This is a genomic window from Leucobacter muris (genome assembly GCF_004028235.1).
Taxonomy (GTDB): domain Bacteria; phylum Actinomycetota; class Actinomycetes; order Actinomycetales; family Microbacteriaceae; genus Leucobacter; species Leucobacter muris.
On sequence record NZ_CP035037.1, the window covers coordinates 1625410 to 1643483 of the forward strand.

Sequence of the window (18074 nt, forward strand, 5' to 3'; positions counted from 1 at the left end):
CCGAGGAGGTCATGATGAGCAAGCGGGACTGGGGAGTCGACGACACCGAGGAGACCTACTGGTACAACACCCGCACCGGCGAGGTCGAGGAGGGGCCGCAGTCGCTCGGCATCGACCGGATCGGTCCGTTCAAGACGCGCGAGGAGGCCGCCAACGGCCCGGCCAAGCTGCAGGAGCGCGCCAAGGAGTGGGCGGAGGAGGACGCTCGGGAGGACTGAGCCCCCGCTGAGAGGACGCGGTCGGCCCGCGCTGCCGAAACACGGATGTCACAGGGGCGCGCTAGTCTGGCAATAATCGTCAACTGAGCGAACGGAGCCGGTGTGAGCAAGCAGCGCGATTTTGTTCTTCGCACCATCGAAGAGCGCGGCGTGAAATTCGTGCGTCTCTGGTTCAGCGACGTGTCGGGCACTCTGAAGTCGGTGGCGCTCGCCCCCGCCGAGGTCGAGGGCGCGTTCAGCGAGGGCATCGGCTTCGACGGATCCGCCATCGAGGGGCTCACCCGAGCGTACGAGTCCGATCTGCTGGCCGTGCCCGACCCCTCGACCTTCCAGCTGCTGCCGTGGCGCAGCATGTCCGCGCCCACGGCGCGCATGTTCTGCGACATCCGCACCCCCAACGGCGAGCCCGCCGTCGCCGATCCCCGCAACGTGCTCAAGCGCACGCTGGCTCAGGCGGCCGAGCAGGGGTTCACCTTCTACACGCACCCCGAGATCGAGTTCTACCTGCTGAAGTCCTCCGAGTACGGCTCCGAGGGCCCGGTGCCCGTCGATCGCGCCGGCTACTTCGACAACGTGCCCGGAGGCACGGCGCACGACTTCCGTCGCGAAAGCGTCGCGATGCTCGAGGAGCTCGGCATCTCGGTCGAGTTCAGCCACCACGAGGCCGGGCCCGGCCAGAACGAGATCGACCTGCGCTACGCAGACGCGCTCACCATGGCCGACAACATCATGACGTTCCGCACCGTGGTGAAAGAGGTCGCGATCGCGCAGGGCGTGCACGCCACCTTCATGCCGAAGCCGCTCGTCGGTCAGCCCGGCTCGGGCATGCACACCCACCTCTCGCTCTTCGAGGGCGACGCCAACGCGTTCTACGATCCGGGCGCCCGCTACCAGCTCTCGCAGACGGGCCGCCGCTTCGTGGCGGGCCTGCTGCGCCACGCGCCCGAGATCACCGCGGTCACCAACCAGTACATCAACTCCTACAAGCGCCTGTGGGGCGGCGATGAGGCGCCCTCGTTCGTCAGCTGGGGGCACAACAACCGCTCCGCGCTGGTGCGCGTTCCGATGTACAAGCCCGGCAAGGGCGGCGCCGCGCGCGTCGAATACCGAGGCATGGACAGCGCGGTGAACCCCTACCTGGGCTTCTCGGTGCTGCTCGCGGCCGGTCTCAAGGGCATCCGCGACGAGTACGAGCTGCCTCCCGAGGCAGAGAACAACGTGTGGGCGCTGAGCGACGGCGAGAGACGGGCCATGGGCTTCGACCCGCTGCCCACCAGTCTCGATCACGCGCTCGCGGTGATGGAGCGTTCAGAGCTGGTGGCCGAGACCCTCGGCGAGCAGGTGTTCGCCTACTTCATCCGCGACAAGCGCCGCGAGGTGAGCGAGTACCGCGCTCAGGTCACGCCCTACGAGCTCGGCTCGATGCTCGACACCATCTGAGAGGCGCTCCAGGGTGGCCGATCAGACCGAGCTGCGCCTCGCGGATGTGGCGCGCGCCGGCTTCCAAGACCTTTCCGAGTCGCGCGACGCGCTGCATGAGCTCGCCCGCAGCCTCGAGATCGGCGTCGACGAGCTGCTGCGAGCGTTCTCCGGCGCCGCCGACCCCGACGCGGCACTGATCCGCATCCGGCACCTCGCGGAATCCCACCCCGAGCGCGCCCGCGCCCTCGATCCTCGCCTGCTGCGTCGGCTCTGCCTGCTCATCGGCGCCTCGCCCGCACTCGGCGACTTCTTCGCGCGGCGCCCCGAACGGCTCGTCGGCATCCTCGAGACCGGTGGGCGCGCGATCCACGCCGACGAGGCCCGCGCGGCCCTGCTCGACGCGGTGCGAGACGACGGCGCAGACGCTGCCGCCCCGAGTGCCGCGCTCACCGGCGAGAGCGGCTGGAACGCCCTGCGGGTGCGCTATCGCGAACTACTCTCGGAGCTGATGCTCTTCGATCTGCGACGCTCGAGGAAGGGCGAGGCCGCCGAGGCGTTCGAGGAGGTCGCGCTCTCGCTCTCCGCGCTCGCCGGGGCGGCGATCGAGGCTTCCCTCGCAGTCGCGCGCGCCACGCTGGTCGCGGGATGCTCGGGCCCGCCCGTGCCCTCGGAGCGCGTCGCCGCCGCGCAGCTCGCCGTCGTGGCCATGGGCAAGTGCGGCGCGGAAGAGCTCAACGTGGTCTCCGACGTCGACGTCGTCTTCATCGTCGCGAGCGCCGACGACGATGCGCTCGACGGCGATGCGCTGATCCGCGTCGGCACCCGGCTCGCAAGCGAGACGATGCGGGGGATTCACGACCCCGCCTTCGAACCGCCGCTCTGGCAGCTCGACGCGAACCTGCGCCCGGAGGGCCGGCACGGCGCCCTCGTGCGCACCCTCGGTTCCATGCTCAGCTACTACGAGCGCTGGGCGAAGGCCTGGGAGTTCCAGGCCCTGCTGAAGGCCCGCCCGCTCGCCGGCGATTTGCACCTCGGCGGCGAGTTCGTGGAGCGCACGCGCGACCTCGTGTGGGCCTCATCATCGCGCGAGGACTTCGTGGGCTCGGTGCAGCGCATGCGCCAGCGCGTCACCGAGCACATCGCCGACGACGAACTCGAGGTGCAGCTCAAGCTGGGCCCCGGCGGGCTGCGCGACATCGAGTTCAGCGTGCAGCTGCTGCAGCTCGTGCACGGCCAGTACGACGACCGCCTGCACCTGCGCGGCACGCTGCCGTCGCTGCGCGCCCTCGTCGACGGCGGGTACGTCGCCCGCGGCGACGGCGAGCGGCTGGCGGCCGACTACCGCTTCCTGCGCGTGCTCGAGCACCGGCTCCAGCTGCGCGAACTGCGCCGCACCGCGATCATGCCCACCGACGAGGAGGCGCTGCGCGTGCTCGCGCGCGCCACCGGGCTCGCCGACAACGGCGGGCTGCTGCTCGAGAGCTGGGAGCGCACGAAACGCGAGGTGCGCGAACTGCATCTCAAGATCTTCTACGCCCCGCTGCTCAGCGCGGTCGCGGCGCTTCCGGAGGAGGAGCTGGTGCTCGGCAGCGACGAGGCGCGCGCGCGTCTCGTCAGCATCGGCTTCCGCGATCCCGACGGAGCGATGCGCCACCTCGCGGCGCTCACCCGCGGCACGTCGCGGCGGGCGCGCATCCAGCGCAACCTCATGCCGGTGCTGCTGCAGTGGCTGGCCGAGGGCACCGACCCCGACTACGGGCTGCTCGCGTTCAGGCGCGTCAGCGAGGCGAACAGCGAGACCCCCTGGTACCTGCGCCTGCTGCGCGACGGCACCGAGGCGGCCGAGCGGCTCACGCGCGTGCTGTCGTGCTCGCGCTTCGCGGCCGAGTTGCTCGAGTCGCTGCCCGAGTCTGTGGCCTGGCTCGAGCGCGACGAGCAGCTGCGCCCCATGAGCCGCGAGCAGCTGTTCGCCGAGATGCGCTCGATGTCATCGCGTCGCGACGGCGCCGAGGCGGCGGCCGCGGCGCTGCGCACGGTGCACCGGCGAGAGGTGCTGCGGCTCGCGATGGGGCGCATCACCGGGGTGATCGGCGAGGCCGAGGTGGCGGCCGGCCTCGACGCTGCGCACACCGCGCTGCTCGACGCGCTGCTCACCGCGATCCGCCTCGACGCGGTCGTGAAGTGGGAGGGCGATCCGATCGAGCTCGCGCTCATCGGCATGGGCCGTTACGGCGGCGGCGAGCTGGGGTTCGCCTCGGACATCGATCTCATCGCCGTGTTCCGGGCCCCCGGCACCGTGGCCGCGGATCGTGCGTCCCGTGAGGCGGTGCGGCTGATCTCGGAGCTGCGCCGTCTCGTCTCGGATCCGCGGTTCCCCGTCGACCTCGACTTCGATCTGCGGCCCGAGGGCAAGAACGGGCCGCTCGCCCGCAGCCTCGACGCCTACCGCTCCTACTACCAGCGGTGGTCGGTGACGTGGGAGGCCCAGGCGCTGCTGCGCGCGCGAGCCGTCGGGGGAGACGCCGCCCTCGGCGCAGACTTCATCGAGCTCGCCGACGAGATCCGGTATCCCGCGTCCTTCGGCGAGAACGAGGTGCGCGAGGTACGGCGCATCAAGGCCCGGGTCGAGGCCGAGCGGCTGCCGCAGGGCGCCGATCCCCGTCGCCACCTGAAGCTGGGCCCGGGGGGCATCAGCGACGTCGAGTGGCTCGTGCAGCTGCTGCAGCTGCGCGAAGGGCAGCGCCACCCCGAGCTGCGCACCGTCTCGACGCTGCGCGCGCTCGAGGCCGCCAACGAGCTCGAGCTGCTCGGCCCGCACGAGGCCGACCACCTCGCAGACTCGTGGCGCTTCGCGAGCCGCGTGCGCTCGGCGCTGAAGCTGTGGACGGGCCGTTCCTCGGATTCGCTACCGGTCGATCGTACCGACCTCGACGGCATCGCCGGGGTGCTCGACCTGCCGCGCGGACGCACCTTCGAGCTCGAGGAGCGGTGGTTCGCCGTCTCGCGTCGCGCGCGCGCCGTCTTCGAGCGGGAGTTCTTCGGCTACGCCGAGCAGGACGTGCGCTTTCCGCTTCCCTGATCCGTTCACCGTCACGCTACGAAACATGCGAACGATGTTTACGCAAGGGGCTAGCGCGCGAGGTCACCCAAGCGTAATCTGATTGTTATGCAGTACCTACAGTCATTCCTCGAGGCTCTCCTCGCCGAAGACGGTGCTGAGTTCGAAGACGAACTCGAATCCTGATCGGCAAGGGCGCCGCCGCCCGCTCGCGACATCGTCGTCGCCCGACATGAACGACGCAAGCCCCGACCGCCCGGTCGGGGCTTGCGTCGTCTCGGAGGAGCAGAGCTGCGGCGGAGCACGGGCGGGAAGAGACCCGGACAGCGTCCGCGAGCCGTCGCCTGCGCCGTCGCACCCGCTCCGGAAGCACGAGAGCCCCCGGACGACAGGTCGTCGGGGGCTCTCGTCGCCTCAACGCGGATTACACCCCGTAGTAGAGCTCGTACTCGAAGGGGTGCACCCGCACCGCCATCGGCAGGATCTCGTTCTCGCGCTTGTAGTCGATCCAGGTCTGGATGACCTCCTCGGTGAACACGCCGCCCTCGAGCAGGAACTGGTGGTTCGCCTCGAGCGCGTCGAGCGCCTCGTCGAGCGAGCCGGGCACCTGGGGAATGCTCTTCGCCTCCTCGGGGGGCAGCTCGTAGAGATCCTTGTCGATCGGCTCCATCGGCTCGATGCGGTTGCGGATGCCGTCGAGCCCCGCCATCATCTGCGCAGCGAAGGCGAGGTAGGGGTTGCCCGAGGCGTCGGGGGCGCGGAACTCGATGCGCTTCGCCTTCGGGTTCGAGCCGGTGAGCGGGATGCGCACGGCGGCCGAGCGGTTGCCCGCCGAGTAGGCCAGGTTGACCGGGGCCTCGTAGCCCTTGACCAGACGGCGGTAGCTGTTGATCGTGGGGTTGGTGAAAGCCAGCAGCGCGGGCGCGTGGTGCAGGATGCCGCCGATGTACCAGCGGGCGATGTCGGAGAGCTGCGCGTAGCCGTTCTCGTCGTAGAACAGCGGCTCGCCGCCCTTCCAGAGCGACATGTGGGTGTGCATGCCCGAACCGTTGTCGCCGAAGACCGGCTTCGGCATGAAGGTGGCGGTCTTGCCCCACAGCTCGGCGGTGTTCTTGACGATGTACTTGAATTTCAGCACGTCGTCGGCGGCCTTCACGAGCGTGTCGAAGCGGTAGTTGATCTCGGCCTGCCCCGGGGCGCCGACCTCGTGGTGCGAGCGCTCGAGCTCGAGACCGGCCTCGATGAGGCGCAGCGAAATGTCGTCGCGCAGGTCCGCCTGCTTGTCGACGGGCGAGACGGGGAAGTAGCCGCCCTTCGCCGGGGTGTGGTGGCCCAGGTTGCCGCCCTCGTCGTTGCGAGCGGAGTTCCAGCCGGCCTCTTCGGAGTCGATCTCGAAGAAGGTGCGGCGCGGGGTGGTCTCGTGACGCACCGAGTCGAGGATGTAGAACTCGGCCTCCGGGGCGAAGAACGCGGTATCGGCGATGCCGGTCGAGGCGAGGTACTGCTCGGCCTTCTTCGCGATCTGGCGCGGATCCTTCGAGTAGATCTCGCCCGTGCGGGGGTTGAAGATGTCACAGATCAGGATGAGCGTGCGCTCGGCGCGGAACTGGTCGATGTAGGCGGTGCTGACGTCCGGGATGAGCTGCATGTCGGACTCGGCGATGCCGGCGAAGCCGCGGATCGAGGAGCCGTCGAACATCTGACCGACCTCGAAGAAGTCGAGATCGACCGTGGCAGCCGGGATGTTGAAGTGCTGCTGCACGCCGGGCAGGTCGACGAAGCGGATGTCGACGAACTTGACGTCGGTCTCCTTGATGAAGTCGATCACTTCTTGGGGGGTGGTGAACATACTGCTCCTCGTGGTCAGATCGGCCCGTGCTCTCACGACGGCTCGGCCCGATTGCTTGTTACCAGCCTATGCGAGCCTGATTTCAAAACCGTGATTCCGATGTTTCACGGGTGTTACGCCTGCACGCGCCCGGTGCATCGCCGGATCAGGCACGGATCAGCACCGTTCCGGCGATCTTGTCATGGAAGCCGCGCTGGTCGGAATCCCAGACCAGCACCGGGATCACGAGGCACAGCAGCAGGGTGCGCACCGCGGGCCGCCAGGGGCCGACCCAGCCGCCGGCGATGGGCACCACGCGGAGGCCGAGCAGCCGGTGCCCGATCGAGCCGCCGATGGTGGGGATGAAGACGCTCTGCATCACCGCGAAGATCAGGTAGTTCCACCACTCGGGGTGGGCGCCTCCGATGAGCAGGTAGGCGGGCAGTGCCGCGAGTCCCCAATCGATGAGGATCGCGAGCGCGCGCCTGCCGAGCCGGGCGACCGAGTGGGGGCCGGACTCGGGCAGGCCGAGGCGCTCGCCTGGCCACTTGCTGGGCTCGAGGTCGCCGAAGCGCTGCGGCGCAGAGGGAGCAGCCATCGGGATCAGCGTGGACGCTGCGGGCGGACGCGGTTGGGATCCATGCCCTTCGGGATGCCGACGGGAGCGGCCTGCAGCGAGGAGAGCCGGTTGTAGACGGCCGCCACCTCGTTGCGGTTGAGCTTCGGCTTGAGCCGCAGCAGGGTCTTCGAGAGCTTCGGGAGCGGCACGCCGTCGCCGTCGGGGCCCACGTAGAGGTGCACGACCTCGATGTTGCGCAGTGCGCGCTTGATCTTGCGCTCTTCGTCGGCCGCCATGCGCTCGGTGCGCTGGCGCGAGCCCTCGGAGATCAGCACGACGCCGCCGCGGCCTACGACCCGGTACACGGCGTCCTGGTTGCGGTTCATCGCCACCGGCACCTCGGAGCCGCGCCACGAGCGCCGCAGAGCGCCCTGCACTACGGCGCCCACGGCGCCGGGGCGGCCCTCGATCTGCTGATAGGCCATGCGCTCGGCTCGGCGACCGAGCACGATCATGACGAGCAGAATGCCGACGAGCACGCCCGTGACCGGCCAGATCACCCAGCCGAACCAGCCTCCCGGCAGCAGCCAGGCGAGCAGCACCGAGACGGCGACGGGAGCGATGAAGCACAGCAGGAGCGCCCAGGGGAGGTTGCGGTCGTGAACCTTGGTGGTCTTGTAGATCTCCACCATCTGCCGGATGCGACCGTTGCGCTTCGCCTTCTCTTCTGCCATGACACCTAGGATATCGGCTCTGGCGGCGCACTCGAACCGCGCACCGCGCTTCCATGCCCACGAAGCAGCGCATGTTCGCTCACAGCGCGAGGGATCCGCGGCTTTCTGCGAAGTTCTCCACGGTTGCGAACGACCCGGGCCGATCGTGCGGATCGTACCGCAGACTGGTGTCGAGCCGGAGCCGCCGATCGGCGGCTCGGACGGGAGCGTGATGGGAACCAGAGGACGGCGCACTGGCCGGATCGGGGCGGCCGCCGCTTTCGCGGCAAGGGCGGAACGGGTTTGCCTCGCCGGCATCGAGCTGCGCACGAAGGGCGACTGCGCCGACCCTCGCGGTGATCGCCGGGGCCGACGCCACGCGCACGATCGCGGCTGCCGAGCCCTGGGGCTGACGATGCACGGGCTCGAGCGCGCGCTGCGCTGCTGGGACACCGTTGGGGCCGCGGGGCTGCTGCTCGAGGCGCTCGAAGAGGCCTCCTCGGAGATCGAACGGGGCGGCCGCTGGAGCGCGCAGCTCGCGAGCGAGGCCGCCTGCTATGCGCTGCGCAGCAGGATCACCCCGGCGACGCGGAGCGCCCCGGACGACGACGCGGGCCGCGGCCACCGATGAGGTGGCCGCGGCCCGCGCTGGATTCGAGTCGGCTCAGATGCCGAGATTGCCCTCGAAGTCGCCCGCCTCGAGCCGCTGCTTCACCTGGGTGAGGAAGCGCGCGGCGTCGGCGCCGTCGACGATGCGGTGGTCGTAGGAGAGCGCCAGGTAGACCGTGGAGCGCACGGCGATCGCGTCGCCCTCCGGTCCCGAGATCACCATCGGCTTCTTCACGACCGCACCGGTGCCGAGAATCGCCGACTGCGGCAGGAACACGAGCGGCGTGTCGAAGAGCGCGCCGCGCGAGCCGGTGTTCGTGAGCGTGAAGGTACCGCCGCTCAGCTCGTCGGGGGTGAGCTTGTTGTCGCGGGTGCGCTCGGCCAGATCGGCGATCTCGCCCGCGATCTGGGCGAGGTTCTTCTCGCCCGCCTCGCGCAGCACCGGCGTCAGCAGGCCTCGCTCGGTGTCGACCGCGATGCTGATGTTCTCGGTGTCGGGGTAGACGATCGAGTCGCCGTCGACGGTCGCGTTGATGATCGGGTAGGTGCGCAGCGCCTCGGCGGCGGCCAGGGCGAAGAACGGCAGGAAGGACAGCTTCGAGCCGGTCTTCTGCAGGAACTCGTCTTTCTTGGCCTGACGCAGCTGCGCCACGCGGGTCACATCGACCTCGACCACGGTGGTGAGCTGCGCGGTGTTCTGCAGCGACGCGACGGCCCGCTCCGAGATCACCTTGCGCAGACGGCTCATCTTCTGCGTGGTGCCGCGCAGCTCGGAGACCTCGACGGCCGCAGCCGCGGCGGGGGCCGCAGCTGCGGGCGCGGCGCTCTTCGCAGTCTCGGCGGCGGCGAGCACGTCCTCCTTGCGGATGCGACCTCCGACGCCGGTGCCCGTGACCTTCGAGAGGTCGACACCGGTATCGTGGGCGAGCTTGCGCACGATCGGGGTGATGTACCCGGACGACGGAGCCGGCTGCTCGGCGGCGGGCTGCGCCGGAGCGGCGGGCTGCTGAGTGGGCGCGGCCGGGGGAGCGGCGGGCGCCGCCTCGGGCTGCGTGGTCTCGGCGGCGGGGGCGGGGGCCTCGGCAGCCGCGGGCTGCTCGGCGGCGGCCGGCTGTTCGGCCTTCGCGGGCTCGGGCGCGGCCTGAGCCGCGGGCTCGGGTGCCGCCTGAGCTGCGGGCTCGGGTGCGGCCTGAGTCGCGGGAGCCTCACCGCTGCCGATGCGGGCGAGCACACCGCCGACCTCGACGGTGTCGTCTTCCTGCACAGCGATCTGCTGCAGCACACCGGCGATCGGGGAGGGCACCTCGGTGTCGACCTTGTCGGTCGAGACCTCGAGCAGGGGCTCGTCGACCTCGACGGTGTCGCCGACGTTCTTCAGCCAGCGGGTCACCGTGCCCTCGGTGATGCTCTCGCCGAGGGAGGGCAGCACGACGTCCTGCGCGTCCGAACTCGCACCGGCCGGAGCCTCCTGCTGAGCCGCGGCGGGCTGGGCGGCGGCCTGGGGCTGCTCGGGAGCCGGCTGCTCGGCGGCAGGGGCCGGCTGCTCGGCCGGGGCGGCCTCGGCGGCGGGAGCCTCGGATGCCGGAGTCTCGCTCGGAGCGGACGAGCCGCTGCCGTCGCCGACGCGCGCGAGCACGGCGCCCACCTCGGCGGTCTCGTCCTCCTGCACCAGGATCTCCTCGACCACACCCGCGACGGGCGACGGGATCTCGGTGTCGACCTTATCGGTCGACACCTCGAGCAGGGGCTCGTCGACCTCGACGGTGTCGCCGACGTTCTTCAGCCAGCGGGTCACCGTACCCTCGGTCACGCTCTCGCCCAGTGCGGGGAGGACCACCGATTCACTCATCGTGCATTTCTCCGTTTCGTTCGTTGAAGTCTGTCAGCCGCGCTCAGATGGCGTGCAGCGGCTTGCCCGCGAGCTTCAGCATGGTCTCGCCGATGGTCTCGTTCTGGGTCGGGTGCCCGTGGACGAAGGGCGCCACGTCCTCGGGGTAGGCCTCCCAGTTGACGATGAGCTGCGCCTCGCCGACCAGCTCGCCGACGCGGGCGCCGATCATGTGCACGCCGACGACGGGGCCGTCGTTGACGCGCACCGCCTTCACCGTGCCCGCGGTGCCGAGGATCGAACTCTTCGCGTTGCCCGCGAGGTTGTACTCGTAGCTGCTGACGTTGTCGGCGCCGAACTGCTCCTTGGCCTTCGCCTCGGTGAGGCCGACCGACGCGATCTCGGGGTCGCAGTAGGTGATCTTCGGGATGTTGACGTCCTGCACGACGACGGGGTTCAGGCCCGCGATCTGCTCGGCGACGAAGATGCCCTGCTGGTAACCGCGGTGCGCGAGCTGCAGACCGGGCACGATGTCGCCGATGGCGTAGACGCCCGGCACGTTGGTCGCCAGGCGCTCATCGGTGAGCACGAAGCCGCGATCCATCTCGACCCCGACCTCCTCGAAGCCGAGCCCCTGGGTGGCGGGGCCGCGGCCGACCGCCACGAGCAGGTAGTCGGCGGACAGCTCGGTGCCGTCTTCGAGCGACACCGTCACGCCGCTCGCGTCCTGCGAGACCGACTTGAATCGCACGCCGACCTTGAAGTCGATACCCCGCTTGCGGAAAGCGCGCTCGAGCTGCTTCGAGACCGACTCCTCTTCGTTGGGGACCAGGTGGGGCAGGCCCTCGACGATGGTCACCTCGGCGCCGAAGGAGCGCCACACGCTCGCGAACTCGACGCCGATCACGCCGCCGCCGAGGATCAGGACCCGCTTCGGGATCTCCTGAAGCTCGAGCGCCTGCTCGCTCGCGATCACGCGGCCGCCGATCTCGAGACCCGGCAGCGAGCGGGAGTAGGAGCCGGTCGCGAGCACGACGTGCTTGCCGATCACACGGTCGTCGCCCACCTGCACGGTCGTGGGGGAGACCAGACGGCCCTCGCCCGCGATGACGGTGATGCCGTTCGCCTTGAGCAGCCCCTGCAGGCCCTTGAACTTGCCGGCCACGAGGTTCTCGCGGAAGCGGGTCACGCCGGCGATGTCGACGCCGGAGACGCTCGACAGCACGCCGTACGCCTCGCCCTCGCGGGCCACGTCGGCGATCTCGGCCGAGTGGAGCAGCGCCTTGGTGGGCACGCAGCCGCGGTGCAGGCAGGTGCCGCCGAGCTTGTCCTTCTCGATGACGGCGGCGCTGAAGCCGAGCTGCTTCGCCCGGATGGCGGCTGCGTAGCCGGCGCTGCCGCCGCCCAGAACGACGATGTCAAACTGCTGATCGGCCAAGTGGGATCTCCCTCGGGGTGTTCGCAATGTGTCTCGGCGGCCCGTTGGTGGTGTCGGGCGCACTGAGTCCAGCCTACACCCGGCCAGGCGCCGCACGGCGGGCCGTTGCGCTCCGCAGGCGGGTTCGCTATGGGCGTGACGGGGAACAGGCGCGCAGCGTGCCCGCCTTCGTAGGATGGACGTGTGACCGATCCGATCTTCTCCGCAGACTACGCCGAGCGACGCGCGCGGGTCCCCCGCGGGCTTCCGCTCGTCGTCGCCATGCAGGGGCTGACGGACGCGGGCGGGGCGATCTCGCAGCTCGAGGAGTACCTCTGGAATCGCTACGAGCCCGAGGAACTGCTGCGCTTCAACGCCGATCTGCTGCTCGACTACCGCGCCCGCCGCCCCGTCATCACCTTCGACGAAGACCACCTGATCGACTACTCACCCGAGGAACTGCTGCTGAGCCTCGTGCACGACGAGCTCGGCAAACCCTTCCTGCTGCTCAGCGGCCATGAGCCCGACTTCCGCTGGGAGCAGTTCATCGACGCGGTGCTGATGCTCGTGCACGAGTTCGAGGTCTCGACCACGGTCTGGTCGCACGCGCTTCCGATGCCGGTGCCGCACACCCGGCCGGTATCGATGACGGTGAGCGGCACGCGCGACGACCTCATCGAGGAGCGCTCGGTCTGGCGCCCCACCACCAGGCTCTCGGCCTCCGCCGCCCATGTGCTCGAGTACCGCCTGCACAGCCTGGGGGAGGAGGTCGTCGGCTTCGCGCTGCTGATCCCTCACTATCTGGCGAACACCGAGTACCCCGAGGCGCTCTACGCGGCGCTCGACGGCATCATGTCCGCGACCGGCCTCATCCTCGCGACCGACTCGGTGCGGGACGCCTCCCGCCGCTTCATGACGCAGGTCGACGAGCAGATCGCGGCGAATCACGAGTCCGTCGAGATGGTCCGCACGCTCGAGGAGCGCTACGACGCGTACATGGACGATCAGACGATCCGGTCGCCCCTCATCGGCGAGGACGGCATGATTCCCACCGCCGAGCAGCTCGCCAGCGAGCTCGAGCGCTTCCTCGCCGAGCGGCAGCCGGGCTCCGGAACGGGTGCCGAGAACGGCGGCGACGCCGAGAACGCCGCAGACGACGAGAACGGCGCCGACGGCGCTGTCTGAGCCCGCGCGGGCGACGGTCAGCCCGGGGTCGCGCGGCATGCAATAATAGAGGTCGTAACCCATTCAATCCAGCGTTTCCCCCTCCGAGGGAATACAACGGGCTTGACATGGGTTTTCATGCTGTGAGCACTCGTCGATGCCATCGACGGCTCCGGCGGAGACACCAGACAGAGAGGCGGCTGCGTGGCAACTGCATCCACGACCAGGACTCGTGCGACGTCCGCGAAGGCGGCGAAGAAGGATTCCGAGGCGGCCGAGCAGGTCGCCGCGGCGGAGGAGACCGCCGAGACCGCGGCGCCGAAGAAGGCCGCCGCGAAGAAGAGCACCACCGCGAAGAAGACGACCGCGGCGAAGAAGACGACGGCCGCCGCCAAGAAGCCGGCCACTCGTCGCGCCGCGAAGAAGAAGGACGACCTCCTCGACGAGGTCGACTCCGAGTCCGAGGAGGAGACCCCCGAGGCGGCGGAGGAGGAGAAGCCCGCGCCCGCGGTGACCGAGCCGCTCCCCACCGGTGCGATCGTGCTCAAGGCCTCCGACGAAGAGGACGTGCCCACGGTCACCACCGCGATCCCGGGTGCGACGGCCGACCCCGTGAAGGACTACCTCAAGCAGATCGGCAAGGTCGCTCTGCTCAACGCCGCAGAGGAGGTCGAGCTCGCGATGCGCATCGAGGCCGGCCTCTTCGCAGAGGAGAAGCTCGCCACCGAGAAGAACCTGCCGAAGAAGCTCGTGCGCGAGCTCAAGTGGGTCGCTCGCGACGGTCAGCGCGCGAAGAGCCACCTGCTCGGCGCGAACCTGCGCCTGGTGGTCTCGCTCGCCAAGCGCTACACCGGCCGCGGCATGCAGTTCCTCGACCTGATCCAGGAGGGCAACCTCGGCCTCATCCGCGCTGTCGAGAAGTTCGACTACACCAAGGGCTTCAAGTTCTCCACCTACGCCACCTGGTGGATCCGTCAGGCCATCACCCGCGCGATGGCCGATCAGGCGCGCACCATCCGCATCCCCGTGCACATGGTCGAGGTCATCAACAAGCTCGCCCGGGTGCAGCGGCAGATGCTGCAGGATCTGGGCCGCGAGCCCACCCCGGAAGAGCTGAGCCGCGAGCTCGACATGACCCCCGAGAAGGTCGTCGAGGTGCAGAAGTACGGCCGCGAGCCGATCTCGCTGCACACGCCGCTCGGTGAAGACGGCGACAGCGAGTTCGGCGACCTCATCGAGGACACCGAGGCGGTCGTGCCGGCCGACGCGGTGGGCTTCACGATGCTGCAGCAGCAGCTCGAGCAGCTGCTCGACTCCCTCTCGGAGCGCGAGGCGGGTGTGATCCGCATGCGCTTCGGCCTGGGCGACGGCATGCCGAAGACGCTCGACCAGATCGGCGACACCTTCGGCGTGACCCGTGAGCGCATCCGCCAGATCGAGTCGAAGACGATGGCGAAGCTGCGCCACCCCTCGCGGTCGCAGCAGCTGCGGGACTACCTGGAGTAGGCCGCGCGGCCCCGCTCACGACAGAAGCGCCGCCCCTCGAAATGCTTCGAGGGGCGGCGCTTCTCAGTTCTGCGGGGAAGCTCAGGCCCCCAGGCGGTGGCTCTCGTCGTGCCACACCTCGGCCATCGGGCGCAGCTTCGCCTCGTGCTTGTGGGCGTGGTGAGCGCAGAACAGCAGTTCGCTGCCGTTCAGCATCACTCGCACATATGCCTGGGCGCCGCAACTGTCGCAGCGGTCCAGAGCGCTGAGCGGGCGATCCGCTGCCTCGACCTCGGTCGCACGATCCTGCTCGAGCGTCGTCATGGCATCCTCCCGTTCGTCCGATCAATCGATACACCTCTATCCAAGCACGCCCCGACCGGTTTCGCGCGGCTCGGGCGGCGGGTTCGCTGTACGCGTAGCGAGCAGAGCCCGGGATCCGCACTCGCCGGGCGGCTAGGCCGTCGGTGTCGGCGGTCTGCCCTAGGGTAGATGCGTCCATCGAACAGAGGAGATCCCCACAGTGGCATCGGAGCGTTCAGCGACCGGGGCGGCGACGTCCACGTCAGCGGAGTCCAGCTATTCCGCGCGGCACCTCACCGTTCTCGAAGGCCTCGAGGCGGTGCGCAAGCGTCCCGGCATGTACATCGGCACGACCGATTCGCGCGGCCTCATGCACTGCCTCTGGGAGATCATCGACAACTCGGTCGACGAGGCGCTCGCGGGCCACGGCAAGGCGATCGGCATCACCCTGCACGAAGACGGCAGCGTGACCGTCTCCGACAACGGCCGCGGCGTTCCCGTCGACATCGAGCCGAAGAGCGGCCTCTCGGGCGTCGAACTCGTCTACACGAAGCTGCACGCCGGCGGCAAGTTCGGCGGCGGCGGCTACGCCTCCTCCGGCGGGCTGCACGGCGTGGGCGCGTCCGTCGTGAACGCCCTCTCGTCGCGGCTCGACGTCGAGGTCGACCGCGACGGCAAGACGTGGGCGATGTCGTTCCGGCACGGCGAGCCGGGCGTCTTCCACGGCGAGGGCCCCGACGCCCCGTTCGCGCCGTTCGAGGAGTCGTCGGAGCTGCGCGTGATCGGCAAGGTCAAGAAGGGCGTGACCGGCACCCGCGTGCGCTACTGGGCCGATCCGCAGATCTTCCTGGCATCGGCCCGCTTCGAGCCCGAGTCGCTCATCCGGCGCGCGCGTCAGACCGCGTTCCTCGTGCCCGGGCTGGCCATCGAGATCACCGACCACCGACCCGAGTCGCTCGGCGAGACGGGCGAAGCGCCCGTGCACCGCTTCGAGTACGAGGGCGGCATCTCCGAGTTCGTCGACTTCCTCGCGGTCGACGCACCTCTCACCGAGACCTGGCGCATCACCGACTCCGACACCTTCACGGAGACCGTGCCGGTGATGGACGAGCAGACGGGTCATCTCGTGTCGCGCGAGGTGGAGCGCCACTGCGAGGTCGACATCGCGCTGCGCTGGGGCACCGGCTACGACACCGAGGTGCAGAGCTTCGTCAACATCATCGCGACTCCGAAGGGCGGCACGCACCTGAGCGGCTTCGAGCAGGGGCTCACCCGTTTCTTCCGCAAGCAGATCGAGCAGAACGCGCGCAAGCTCAAGGCCGGCAGCGACCGGCCCGACAAGGACGACATCCTCACCGGCCTCACCGCCGTCGTGACCGTGCGCGTGCCCGAGCCGCAGTTCGAGGGGCAGACCAAGGAGGTGCTGGGCACCGCCGCCGTGCGTTCGATCGTCTCCCGCGCGATCGTCAAGGGCCTCGAGCAGCGCTACGCCTCGACGAAGCGCGACGACAAGACCCAGACGGGCGCCCTGCTCGAGAAGATGGTCTCCGAGATGAAGGCGCGCATCGCGCTGCGCGCCCAGCGCGACACCGCGCGCCGCAAGAGCTCGCTCGAGAGCTCCTCGCTGCCGGCGAAGCTCATCGACTGCCGTTCGAAGAACGTGGCCGAGACCGAGCTGTTCATCGTCGAGGGCGACAGCGCTCTCGGCACCGCGCGGCCTGCGCGCGACAGCGAGTTCCAGGCGCTGCTGCCGATCCGCGGCAAGATCCTCAACGTGCAGAAGGCCTCCGTCGCCGAGATGCTCTCGAACGCCGAGTGCGGCGCCATCATCAAGGTGATCGGCGCGGGTTCGGGCCGCGACTTCGAGATCGATTCGGCGCGCTACGGCAAGGTGATCCTCATGAGCGACGCCGACGTCGACGGCGCGCACATCCGCACCCTGCTGCTCACGCTGTTCTTCCGCTACATGCGCCCGATGCTCGAGGCGGGCCGCGTCTACGCGGCGGTGCCCCCGCTGCACCGGGTGATCGTGCAGAACGCCGGGCGCAAGCCGAACGACGTCGTCTACACGTACAGCGAGCGCGAGCTGAACGCGCTGCTCGCCGACCTGCGCCGCCGCGGCAAGAAGTACCAGGAGCCGATCCAGCGCTACAAGGGCCTCGGCGAGATGGATGCGGATCAGCTCGCCGAGACGACGATGGATCGCTCCCAGCGCACGCTGCGACGCGTACGGGTCGAGGATGCGCAGGCGGCCTCGAAGGTGTTCGAGCTGCTGATGGGCAACGAGGTCGCGCCCCGCAAGGAGTTCATCGTCGAGAACGCCGACGATCTCGATCGCGAACGCATCGACGCGTAGGGCGCAGGAACCCGGTGCAGCGCACGGCCGGGGCCGCCGGGGCGCGCCGCTGCTAGGCTGGTGGCGATAGCGTCTAGGGTTCCGGGGCGGCGGCGAGAGCCGATCGCCCGCCTGGTCCGAGCGGCGCCACGCCGGGTTCCGTGATCCGGCGTCATCTGACAGGACAAAAGCCCGGAGGAACCTCGCCCGTCGCGCCGTTCGCGATCGGGCAGAAGGTTCTGCCATGCCGCTCGTACCCCTCCTGCTCGTTCTCGGCGCGGCGGTCACGCACGCCGCCTGGAACATCATCGCGCACGGATCGAGCCGCTCGGGCCTGCCGTTCCTCTGGTGGGGTGCGGTGTGCAGCGCGGTGCTGTGGGCGGTCGCGGTTCCGTTCACGGGCGGGCTGGGTGCGGCGACGCCCGGATCGTTGCTGCTCGGGGTCGGAGTCTCGGGTCTGCTGCACGTGCTCTACATGCTCGTGCTGCAGCGCGGCTACGCCAACGGCGACCTCTCGACGGTCTATGCGACGGCGCGGGGCACGGGACCGATCCTCACCGTGCTGGTCGCGGTCGCGGTGCTCGGCGAGCGCCCGGGGTCGCTCGCGCTCGTCGGCGTGGCACTCGTGATCGGGGGTGTGGTGGCGTTCGGCGTGGTGGGCCGCTCGGCGCCCGGTGAGCGACGGCGCCGGCTCGATCCGGGGCTCGTGTACGGCCTGCTCACCGGGGTCGGGATCGCGGCCTACACGGTCTGGGACGCGCACGCCGTCACGGAGCTCGGCATCGCGCCCGTCGCGTTCATGGTGGGCTGCAGCCTCGCCGAGATCCCGTTCTTCACCGCGCTGCTGCTGCTCGAGGGGCGACGTGGCGCGCTCGCCCGCCTGCGCGCCGAGCTGCGACTCAACCGGATGCGTCTGCTCGCGTTCGGTCTGCTCTCGCCGCTCGCCTACGTGCTCGTGCTCACCGCGGTCACGCTCGCGCCCGTCTTGCTCGTCGCTCCCGTGCGCGAGGTGAGCGTCGTGCTGGTGGGCCTCTACGGGGCGTTCCGGCACCGCGAGAGCCGGCCCGCGCTGCGCCTCGTCGCCGCGACCGTGGTGGTGGCGGGTGTGGTGCTCGTCGCGCTGTGAGCGGCGGAT

The 18074-nt window shown here is 69.8% G+C and carries 14 protein-coding genes; 8 read left to right on the forward strand and 6 right to left on the reverse strand.

Going from position 1 to position 18074, the window contains the following annotated elements:
• The first annotated feature begins 11 nt into the window (after window positions 1–11).
• The 3 genes from Leucomu_RS07665 to Leucomu_RS07675 all read left to right on the forward strand — a co-directional run bounded on the left by Leucomu_RS07665 (window position 12) and on the right by Leucomu_RS07675 (window position 4719).
• Window positions 12–218, forward strand: a complete 207-nt coding sequence (locus Leucomu_RS07665) for a hypothetical protein (protein ID WP_017882549.1) — start codon at window positions 12–14, stop codon at window positions 216–218.
• Window positions 219–320: 102 nt separating this feature from the next.
• Entirely contained in the window at window positions 321–1658 is a 1338-nt protein-coding gene (gene glnA / locus Leucomu_RS07670) for a type I glutamate--ammonia ligase (RefSeq protein WP_017882548.1), read from the forward strand.
• Window positions 1659–1671: 13 nt separating this feature from the next.
• Window positions 1672–4719 carry a bifunctional [glutamine synthetase] adenylyltransferase/[glutamine synthetase]-adenylyl-L-tyrosine phosphorylase gene (locus tag Leucomu_RS07675; protein WP_128386848.1) on the forward strand — a complete coding sequence of 1016 codons (3048 nt, stop codon included), beginning with the start codon at window positions 1672–1674 and terminating at the stop codon, window positions 4717–4719.
• A gap of 403 nt (window positions 4720–5122) precedes the next feature.
• Here Leucomu_RS07675 and glnA (Leucomu_RS07680) read toward each other — a convergent pair whose 3' ends face one another.
• The 3 genes from glnA (Leucomu_RS07680) to Leucomu_RS07690 all read right to left on the reverse strand — a co-directional run bounded on the left by glnA (Leucomu_RS07680) (window position 5123) and on the right by Leucomu_RS07690 (window position 7819).
• Window positions 5123–6547 carry a type I glutamate--ammonia ligase gene (gene glnA / locus Leucomu_RS07680; RefSeq protein ID WP_017882545.1) on the reverse strand — a complete coding sequence of 475 codons (1425 nt, stop codon included), beginning with the start codon at window positions 6545–6547 and terminating at the stop codon, window positions 5123–5125.
• A 145-nt stretch (window positions 6548–6692) separates the two neighbouring features.
• On the reverse strand, window positions 6693–7124 hold the full coding sequence (locus Leucomu_RS07685; RefSeq protein ID WP_017882544.1) for an RDD family protein: 432 nt from the start codon (window positions 7122–7124) through the stop codon (window positions 6693–6695).
• Window positions 7125–7129: 5 nt separating this feature from the next.
• A complete protein-coding gene (locus tag Leucomu_RS07690) occupies window positions 7130–7819 on the reverse strand; it encodes a DUF4191 domain-containing protein (protein WP_017882543.1) in 690 nt (229 codons plus the stop codon).
• 394 nt (window positions 7820–8213) lie between these two features.
• Here Leucomu_RS07690 and Leucomu_RS07695 point away from each other — a divergent pair, with 394 nt between their 5' ends.
• Window positions 8214–8429 (forward strand): hypothetical protein, encoded by a 216-nt coding sequence (locus tag Leucomu_RS07695; protein ID WP_017882542.1) that lies wholly within the window; start codon window positions 8214–8216, stop codon window positions 8427–8429.
• Window positions 8430–8462: 33 nt separating this feature from the next.
• Here the strand turns inward: Leucomu_RS07695 and sucB are convergent, their stop codons facing one another.
• Window positions 8463–10256 carry a 2-oxoglutarate dehydrogenase, E2 component, dihydrolipoamide succinyltransferase gene (gene sucB / locus Leucomu_RS07700; protein ID WP_017882541.1) on the reverse strand — a complete coding sequence of 598 codons (1794 nt, stop codon included), beginning with the start codon at window positions 10254–10256 and terminating at the stop codon, window positions 8463–8465.
• A 43-nt stretch (window positions 10257–10299) separates the two neighbouring features.
• The gene (gene lpdA / locus Leucomu_RS07705; RefSeq protein ID WP_128386849.1) at window positions 10300–11673 is read right to left on the reverse strand and encodes a dihydrolipoyl dehydrogenase; all 1374 of its coding nucleotides are present in this window, start codon (window positions 11671–11673) and stop codon (window positions 10300–10302) included.
• A 183-nt stretch (window positions 11674–11856) separates the two neighbouring features.
• On the opposite strand from lpdA, the gene Leucomu_RS07710 reads away from it, so the two are divergent.
• Window positions 11857–12837, forward strand: a complete 981-nt coding sequence (locus Leucomu_RS07710; RefSeq protein ID WP_128386850.1) for a proteasome assembly chaperone family protein — start codon at window positions 11857–11859, stop codon at window positions 12835–12837.
• A gap of 183 nt (window positions 12838–13020) precedes the next feature.
• Window positions 13021–14322 carry an RNA polymerase sigma factor gene (locus tag Leucomu_RS07715; protein ID WP_017882538.1) on the forward strand — a complete coding sequence of 434 codons (1302 nt, stop codon included), beginning with the start codon at window positions 13021–13023 and terminating at the stop codon, window positions 14320–14322.
• A gap of 81 nt (window positions 14323–14403) precedes the next feature.
• On the opposite strand, the gene Leucomu_RS07720 is transcribed toward Leucomu_RS07715, so the two are convergent.
• Window positions 14404–14625, reverse strand: a complete 222-nt coding sequence (locus Leucomu_RS07720; RefSeq protein WP_017882537.1) for a DUF7455 domain-containing protein — start codon at window positions 14623–14625, stop codon at window positions 14404–14406.
• A 199-nt stretch (window positions 14626–14824) separates the two neighbouring features.
• On the opposite strand from Leucomu_RS07720, the gene Leucomu_RS07725 reads away from it, so the two are divergent.
• Window positions 14825–16960 (forward strand): DNA gyrase/topoisomerase IV subunit B, encoded by a 2136-nt coding sequence (locus tag Leucomu_RS07725; RefSeq protein WP_128386851.1) that lies wholly within the window; start codon window positions 14825–14827, stop codon window positions 16958–16960.
• Window positions 16961–17183: 223 nt separating this feature from the next.
• Window positions 17184–18065, forward strand: coding sequence for an EamA family transporter (locus Leucomu_RS07730; RefSeq protein ID WP_128386852.1), 882 nt, complete (start codon window positions 17184–17186; stop codon window positions 18063–18065).
• The last annotated feature ends 9 nt before the right edge of the window (window positions 18066–18074 follow it).